This window comes from Methylophilus sp. DMC16 (genome assembly GCF_056314045.1).
This window is the reverse complement of record NZ_JBQUZC010000001.1, coordinates 1,681,068-1,689,801: the sequence shown is the minus strand read 5'-3', so window position 1 is coordinate 1,689,801 and position 8,734 is coordinate 1,681,068. Positions and strand designations below refer to the sequence as shown.

Annotated in this window: 5 protein-coding genes; all 5 read left to right on the top strand. The window is 54.0% G+C overall.

Annotation, left to right across the window (positions count from 1 at the left end; genetic code table 11):
* The first annotated feature begins 52 nt into the window (after positions 1-52).
* The 5 genes from ACT53D_RS07985 (at position 53) to ACT53D_RS07965 (ending at position 8,726) form a co-directional block, all read left to right on the top strand.
* Positions 53-3,121 carry an ExeM/NucH family extracellular endonuclease gene (locus tag ACT53D_RS07985; protein ID WP_476155525.1) on the top strand — a complete coding sequence of 1,023 codons (3,069 nt, stop codon included), beginning with the start codon at positions 53-55 and terminating at the stop codon, positions 3,119-3,121.
* 57 nt (positions 3,122-3,178) lie between these two features.
* The gene (locus ACT53D_RS07980; RefSeq protein WP_476155523.1) at positions 3,179-3,946 is read left to right on the top strand and encodes a PEP-CTERM sorting domain-containing protein; all 768 of its coding nucleotides are present in this window, start codon (positions 3,179-3,181) and stop codon (positions 3,944-3,946) included.
* A gap of 69 nt (positions 3,947-4,015) precedes the next feature.
* On the top strand, positions 4,016-6,313 hold the full coding sequence (locus ACT53D_RS07975; protein ID WP_379077013.1) for a 5'-nucleotidase C-terminal domain-containing protein: 2,298 nt from the start codon (positions 4,016-4,018) through the stop codon (positions 6,311-6,313).
* Between the two features lie 70 nt (positions 6,314-6,383).
* Positions 6,384-6,893: a PEP-CTERM sorting domain-containing protein gene (locus tag ACT53D_RS07970; RefSeq protein ID WP_379077016.1), complete on the top strand. Its 510-nt coding sequence runs from the start codon at positions 6,384-6,386 to the stop codon at positions 6,891-6,893.
* A 156-nt stretch (positions 6,894-7,049) separates the two neighbouring features.
* The gene (locus ACT53D_RS07965) at positions 7,050-8,726 is read left to right on the top strand and encodes a DUF2341 domain-containing protein (RefSeq protein WP_379077018.1); all 1,677 of its coding nucleotides are present in this window, start codon (positions 7,050-7,052) and stop codon (positions 8,724-8,726) included.
* The last annotated feature ends 8 nt before the right edge of the window (positions 8,727-8,734 follow it).

The window sequence follows — 8,734 nt, the reverse complement described above, 5'->3', positions numbered from 1 at the left end:
AGTTGCTAAAGTATTCAGGATTTTACGTGAGCGGATAACGACGGAGTTCTGAATGAAACTAAAAAAAATGCATTGGTTGCTGGCTTGTCTGGGCTGGTCTTCTTTAAGTCTCCCTTTACATGCAGAGGTGGTGATTAGTCAGGTGTATGGCGGACAGGGCAGTGTGTATAACCAGGACTATGTTGAGTTATTCAACAATGGTAGCGCTGCAGTAGATATCAGTGGCTGGTCTGTGCAGTATGCCAGCGCGACAGGGACGGGGAATTTTTCAGCCAATGGGGTGACTACCCTGTCTGGCTTGTTACAAGCTGGTCAATATTACCTGGTGGGTTTGCGTAGCGCAGCCAATGGTTCAGCCTTGCCAACGCCTGATGCCAGCAATAATGGCACTGATATGAGTGGCACCAATGGCAAGGTGGTGCTGGTTAAGAGCAGTACTGGCCTGACTTGTAATGGTAGCTCTAATCCATGTAGCAGCAGCCAGTTGGCGCAGATTGCTGATCTGGTTGGCTATGGCACGGCCAACTTTGCTGAGGGTTCAGCAGCGCCGGCGATTAGCAGCAGCAAGGCCTTGTTGCGCAAAGGCGACGGTTGCCAGGATAGCAACCAGAACAGCAGCGATTTTGTCGCTGGCACGCCTGCGCCACGCAATAGCAGCACGGCCGTAAATGTGTGCGGTGGCGGCAGCACAGGTAATCAACCGATTGTGACTTCCTGCCCGGCGATTACGCTGCAAGTGGGCGAGACAGGTGCAGGCCAGGTGCAGGCGTCGGATGCTGACAGTGTAGTCAATGCAGCGACCTTGGCTTCTAATGCGCCCAATGGCGTGAGCCTGGTTAATTTTGCCGCAGCCAGCAATGATGGCCAGTCAGCCAGCGCCGCTTTGCAACTGGATGGCAGCCTGCCTGCCGGACAATATACGGCCGATATCCAGTTTGCCAATAACGAAGCGCAGACCGCGACTTGTACCGTCAATATCACGATCAAAAACAGCAATATCACGCGTATTTACCAGATTCAGGGCAGCGCCTTGGGCACCGCCTCTGTCAGCCCGCTGAATGGTCAAACCGTCACCACTGAGGGTGTGGTCACAGCCGTATTCCCAAGCCTGAACGGGTTTTATCTGCAAGATGCGAGCGGTGACGGCAACCCACAAACCTCAGACGGCGTGTTTGTTTATCTGGGAACCGGCGTTGCACCTACCGTCAGCAAAGGCCAAAAAATCCGCTTAACGGCCAACGTGACCGAGTTCAATACCATCACTGAGTTGGTGAACGTGAGTGGCTTGCAAGTATTAAGCAGCAACAATGTCATCTTGCCGACCGACATTAGCCTGCCTGAAGTGACCGAGGGCGATCTGGAAGCCTACGAAGGCATGCTGGTACGTATCACCACCCCCATGACCGCCTCACAGAATTACTTTTTGGGTCGCTATGGTCAAGTGACGCTGTCTGCGGATGGCCGCATGCTCAAGCCTAGCAATCTGTATCCAGCCAACTCTGCGGCAGCAGCCCAGTTAGCGGATGAGAATGCCCGTCGCCGTTTGGTGCTGGATGACGGCAGCAGTGCGCAAAATCCTAACCCGATCCCGTTTATCGGGGAAGACAACACGCTGCGCGCTGGCGATGTAGTGCAAAACCTGACCGGGGTGATTGATTATGGCCTGATCACGGCCTCCAGCACCGGCCCACGCGATTACAAGTTGAATCCTACTGAGCCTGTGCAGTTCCAGCGTGAAAACCCACGTACGGCAGCGCCTGCCAGCGTGCCGGGCAATCTCAAGATTGCCAGCTTTAACGTGCTGAATTACTTCACCACCTTTGCCAATGGCGCCACAGCGAGCGGCCAAACTGGCCAGGGCTGCAGCCTGGGTGGCAGTGTCTCTGCCTCTAACTGCCGCGGTGCCAACAACCTGGCCGAGTTTAACCGCCAGCGTAACAAAATCATCCGCGCTTTAAGTGCAATGAATGCGGACGTGGTGGGCCTGATGGAAATCCAGAATAACGGCAGCACCGCTGTCCAAAATCTGGTAGATGGGTTGAATGCCGCCGTAGGTGCCAATACTTATGCGGCGATTGCTGATCCAGTGACTGGCACAGGGACTGACGCGATCAAAGTGGCGATGATCTACAAGCCTGCCAAGCTGACCCCGGCTGCGGCGGCCTTGTCTGATAACGACAGCATCAACAACCGTCCAACCTTGGCACAAACCTTCAAGGCGGCCAATGGCGAAAAATTCACGGTGTTGGTCAACCACTTTAAATCCAAGAGCTGTTCCGATGCCTCCGGTAGCAATGCCGATCAGGGCGATGGTCAGGGTTGTTACAACACGCGACGTGTGGCCCAGGCCGATCGTCTGTTGCAATTTATCAATACCGTACAAGCGCAAGCAGGCGATCAGGATGTGGTGGTGATTGGCGACCTGAATAGCTATGGCAAAGAAGATCCTATCCTGACCCTGACCTCAGGCGGCTTGCAGGACCAGATTGCCCGCTTTAGTGGCGACAGTGATTACTCCTATGTGTTTGATGGCGAGTCTGGCTATATCGACCACGCTCTGGCGAGCAGCAGCATGGCGGCACAAGTGACTGGCACGACCCACTGGCACATCAACGCCGACGAGCCCATGGTGATTGATTACAACACCGAATTCAAACCACAAGACCTGTATAGCGATAGTCCATACCGCTCATCAGACCATGACCCGGTGATTGTCGGCGTGCAATTGGTGAAAACAGTCAATGGCACGAATCAGCGCGATACGCTGACCGGCACCGCAGGCGATGACGTGCTCACCGGCGGCTTGGGTGCAGACACCCTCACTGGTCTGGCCGGGCGCGATACCTTTGTTTACCAGAGCATGCGTGATGCCACTGACACCATTACCGACTTTACGCCAGGTGAAGACCAGTTGCAGATCAGCGAATTGCTGCAAAGCCTGGGTTACAGCGGCAGCCAGCCGTTTGCCGATGGCTTCGCCCGCTGGGTGAGCGTATCAGGCGGCGTGCAATTGCAAATCGATGCCGATGGCACAGGAGGGACGGCCACCGCCAGACCACTGGTCACGCTGAAAGGATTAGCCATGAATCAACTGGATGCACAACGCGATGTGCGCTGGTAATCAACCATAACAAATCAATAAGTTGTTTTTAACAAACCGAGTGAGAGGATATTTAAGATGAAAAAAATCAGTTTAATGGCAGCTTTGTTGCTGTCTAGCCAGGCCAACGCGGCCCTGAATGCCGGCGACATCATGTTCACGGCCTTCAATGCCGATGAAGATGGTTTGTCATTTGTGACCTTTGTTGATATCGCCGCCAACACCACCATTTTCTTCAGCGATAACGAATGGACTGGCAGCGCTTTCAACAGTGGCGAAAGCTATAACCAGTGGGTTTCCAGCGACGTGGTTGCTGCAGGCACAGTTGTACGTTTCTCTGCCTACGACAAAACCAGCCTGTCTGCTTCCACTGGCGTGCTGTCTCGTGTCAGCGTGAGCGGTAGTGCAAACTGGGGTATTTCGAATTCTGGCGAAACTGTTTATGCCTACTTGGGTACTGCTGCGACTGCACCAACCACATTCTTGAGCGCCATTACCAACGGGACGTTTGATGCCCATGGCCCTCTGAACAACACTGGTTTGACTGCAGGCGTGAACGCCATTGAATTGACGGCTAAAGCCGGTGCCTCCAGTAATCCTGACTACGCCGAGTATAACGGTGTACGTGGTGGCCTGAATCACTTTACTGATTACAAGGCGCAAGTGGCTAACGTCAATAACTGGAATGTAGACACTGTAAACAACAGTGATTCTGCTGCATTGGTGCCCAATACCACAGCGTTTACCGTGGCTGCTGTGACGCCAGTACCTGAAGCTGACAGCGTAGGCATGTTGCTGGCTGGTCTGGGTGTGTTGGCACTGCTACGTCGTCGCCAATCCCGTTAATCCCTAAAGCGTCTATTAATCATTTGTCAGGAGTGTCATGCAAGTGCATGGCACTTTGTGGAGAAAAGCATGTTTAAACTGAAACAATTAGCGGCGTGTGTGGCTTTGGCCATGAGCGCCAGCAGTGTATGGGCTGAGGGCGTGACCCTGTTGCATGTGGGGGATCAGGAGAGCTGGTTGCTGTCTGCCCAGGGCAACCTGCGCGACACCAGTGCCCAGGCAATTTCATTTTATGGTGGCGTCGACCGTCTGGCGACCGTGATCAAGAATGCAGAAACAGCTGCTGTGGCCCAAGGCCGTACGGTACTCAAGCTCAACGCCGGTGATGCCTTTTTGCCTGGTCCACGTTTCACGGCCAGCCTGAACAACCTGTCTACCAGCTACAGCGATGGCGGTCAGGATTTTTATGACGCGATCGCCTTGCGCCAGATTGGCTTTGATGCCATGGTGTTTGGCAACCACGAGTTTGATCTGGGCCCACAAATGGCTGCGCGTTTTGCTAAAGTGACAGGCAGCACCTATCTCTCAAGCAACCTGGACTTTAACGCCACCGCTGAATTCAGTGCTTTAAAAGCCAGCGGTCAAGTGGCGCCTTCCAAAGTGATCACCACCGCAGCGGGTCATAAAATTGGCCTGGTCGGGGCGACTACTCCGCTGTTGCCTACCATTTCTTCACCGGGTGCAGTCAGCGTGATCGGCTACGATGCCAACCACACCGAGGCACAAAACCTGCAAGCCTTGATTCCCCTGATTCAGGCTGAAGTCAATCGCCTGCGTAACGAGCAAGGTGCGACCACCATCATCTTGATGAGCCATCTGCAAAATGCCGCTAACGAAATTGATGTCGTGGTCCCTGCATTGTCCGGGGTGGATCTGGTGTTGTCTGGCGGTGGTCATGAACTCATGGTGGATCCAGATGACCTGCTGATCAACGGCGGAGTCGGTGCCACTTATAATTCTGATCCGGTCTATGCCGTAGATGCCAATGGCCGCAATGTGCCAGTGATGACCAGCCATTTTGGTAACCGTTATGTCGGCCAGCTCAATTTTACGATTGATGATGCCAAAGGCACTTTTACAGCGGTGGAATCCAGCAAGATGATGCGCGTGTCTGGCGCGGCCGCCGATGCTGACCGCGTGGCTGGGGATGCGACCTTGCAAAGCAAGGTGGTGACACCCGTGCAAAACTATATCAATGCGCTCAATGCACAAATCATCGGCACCACTGCGGTGAAATTAAACGGCCCCACACATACGAGCTGTTCTGCTTTGCCATGCACTTTTGTGGCAGGCGTGCGTAATGCTGAAACCGGTTTGGGTGACTTGGTGGCTGATGCGATGCGCTTTGCCGGTAAAACCGATGTGGCGATTCAGAACGGTGGCGGCATCCGTACCAATATTGCTGCGGCTGGCAATGTGTCCGTCGGCGATACCTTTAATATCCTGCCGTTTACCAATCTGGTTAAACGCGCACCCGCCATGAACGCGACCCAGCTCAAAGACTTGCTGGAGCACGGTTATGGCGAGACCAGCCCGACCGGTCGTGCCAATGGCCGCTATGCCCAGATTTCTGGCATGCAAGTGATCTACGACAGCCGCAACCCGGCCAGAACCACGCAAGGCACAGGTAGCCGCATTCAACGTGTGGTGCTGGATGACGGCACCGTACTGATTGATAACGGTGTGGTCGTCAACAATAGCCGCACCTTCTCCTTCACCACCATAGACTTTACGGCCGCTGGGGGCGATGGTTACCCGTTTGCAGCCAATGGCGTGGTGTTTGAAAACAGCCCATTCACGATTACCTATCAAGAGGCCCTGGCTAATTACATCCAGACGCCTAAAGCTGAAGGTGGCCTGGGTCGCTTGAACAATGCCGATGGCGATGAAATCACCACCAACCTGTATGGCCTGGAAAACCAGTATGACAAAGGCGGCCGTTTGATTGACCTGGCAATTGCCAGCACAACCGCTGGCGTCACGCGCACGGGCACGGCTGGCCGTGATGTGCTGGTAGGCACTGCGGGGGATGATGTGATCAATGGTGGTCTGGGCGTGGATACGCTGACAGGTGGCGCCGGTAACGACGTGTTTGTCTACAGCAGTCTGCGTGAAGCGGGTGACACCATCACTGACTTTACCCCTTATGCCGACAAAGTGCAGTTAACTGCCTTGCTGGCTTCACTGGGTGTGTCTGCCAATACTGCATTGACTGATGGCTATCTGCGCCTGGTGGATGTGACAGGCGGTGTGCAGCTTTGGGTAGACAGTGACGGTGCTGCTGGTCCTGCCGCTGCCAGATCGCTGCTCACGCTCAAAGGCCTGACGGCGAAACAAGTGATACCTGCTCGCGATTTCACACTTTAACGCTCAAGTTTTCACAGATTTACTAATGCATACTTTTACTATTTAAAAGTTTTACTAGAGGAATATTGCAATGAATATGATCAAAAAAATCACCTTAGTGGCCTTGCTGGCAGTGGTGATGCCTGCGCAAGCCGCTATTCAATCCCTGCAGTTTAATGGCCTGGTGGATTCCGGCTATTACAATGGCACCAGCTACCAAGGCTTATTCAGCTTTGATGATGCGGGCCTGCTGTCCAGCGGCACTGAGTTAATTAACCTGAGCAGCTTGAACTTTAAATTTGGCAGCAGCGTGTTTGATTTGGCCACGCCGGCGTTGGCTAATGCAACCGCTGTGTTTCAGGATGGCGTGTTTACTGGCATTGAGTGGTCTGTTAACTCGAACACCCCGGCGATTGGCTTTAGCTTTATCGCGGGCAGTGCTGATGCCTCCGATGCTTACTTTACCTATGACACCACACTGGGTTTGTCCGGTGCTGGTAGCCTGACTTACGCAGCTGCAGTGCCTGAGCCAACCCAGTCTGGCCTGATGCTGCTGGGCTTGGGCGTGATTGGCTGGATCGCTACCCGCCGTCAGTCATAACCCTGTTTGCACTTGTAGCAAAAAAAGCCCGGTTCGCCGGGCTTTTTTGCGCTCTGCCTATGTGTCAGAAAAAACTAGTCCGACTAGTCCTGTCTTAATGTGACTGCAACATTCACTCTTTAGACTTGCTGCTCAAATTCACTTGTCAGCAAAACTATGAAGAACACACTTGGTTTATTGGTTGCAATTTTAGGGCTCACACTCTCTGTTTCCGGCGAGGCTGCATGGAACAAAGACTGGGCTACCCAGCAAAAAATCAGCATAGACACTACCAATATCAAAGAGGCAGTCAACCAGGCGCCGATGCTGGTGCGTCTGCATTCCGGTAATTTTGATTTTACCGGCGCCAATGTAGATGGGGCTGATCTGCGTTTTATTGCGGCGGATGACAAAACCGAACTCAAGTTTACCCTGGAAAAATATGATGCCGTCAACGAATTGGCGGTGGCCTGGGTGGTGTTGCCGCAAGTATCTTCGGCCAACAAGGATTTGTTTATCAATCTGGCAGCAGGCAATGAGTCTGCCACAGCCGCCAGCGATGCGCAGGCACTGAATGATCCGGCCTTGCTGGCACGGTTTGCCTTCTCTGAAAATGCCTTGCTCAAGGATAGCGGCCCGAGCCAGCTGACGGCCAGCGGCAACGCGACTGTACAAAAAGCCGGATTGATTGCAGAAAGCGCCGTACTGAATAACAGTCCATTGGCATTGACTTTGCCTGCCGTACCTGCGTTGGCCAATGGCAGCACCTGGTCAGTCTGGCTTAAGCCTGCCAGCTTGCCACAAACCGCCGTGTTGTTCAAAAGCGGCAATGTCAGCCTGCAGCTGGATGGCAGCGCCTTGTCCTTGCAGGCCGGTGGTGCAGCCACCAAAGCAGGCGAGTTAAAAGCCGGTCAATGGCAGCATGTGGCGTTGGTGTTTCAGGCTGGCCAGGCTTTGGTTTACCTGAATGGCCAAGTCGCTGGTCAAGTAGCAGTGACCGATGCGCAAGCGGCTGCGACATTCACGCTGGGCGAAAACCTGAATGCTGAAGTCGATGAATTGCAGTTGGCGAACACTGCCCGCAGTGCCGCCTGGCTGACCTTGGTTGCCCAATCACAAGGCGCGGATGCCAGCATGGTGAAAGTGGCAGCCGCTGGCGGGGAAGAAGAAGCAGAAGGCGGCGAAGCCAACTACATGGGCATCCTGATCAACAGTCTGACCGTGGATGCCAAAGTGGTGATCGCGATTCTGGCAGTGATGTTCGCCATCAGCGCCTGGGTGATGGTGAGCAAAGCACGCCTGGTGAGCCGGACTGACAAAGACAATGACTTGTTCTTGAAGCGTTTCCAGCAATCGAACGCAGCCGACTTGCTGGCACTGGACAAAACCGGTAGCTACACCCACTCCAATCTGTTTGGCTTGTACAAAGCTGGCTTACGTGAAATCAAAAAACGTGAAGTGGATGGCAAAGTGGCTTTGGGCGGCGCCTCAATTGATGCGATCAAGGCCGCTGTGGATGCCGATCTGGTGCGTGAAACCCAGCGCATGAACAGCATGATGGTGTTGCTGACCATTGCGATTTCCGGTGGACCTTTCCTGGGCCTGTTGGGGACTGTGGTGGGTGTGATGATCACCTTTGCGGCCATTGCCGCCGCCGGTGACGTTAACGTGAACGCGATTGCGCCGGGGATTGCAGCCGCCTTGCTGGCCACGGTGGCTGGCCTGGGCGTGGCGATTCCTGCCCTGTTTGGCTATAACTATCTGGCCAGCCGCGTCAAAAACATCACCATCGCCATGCAGATTTTTGTCGATGAGTTCATTACCCGTACCGCTGAACTGTACGGTAAGGAATAAGGCATAAG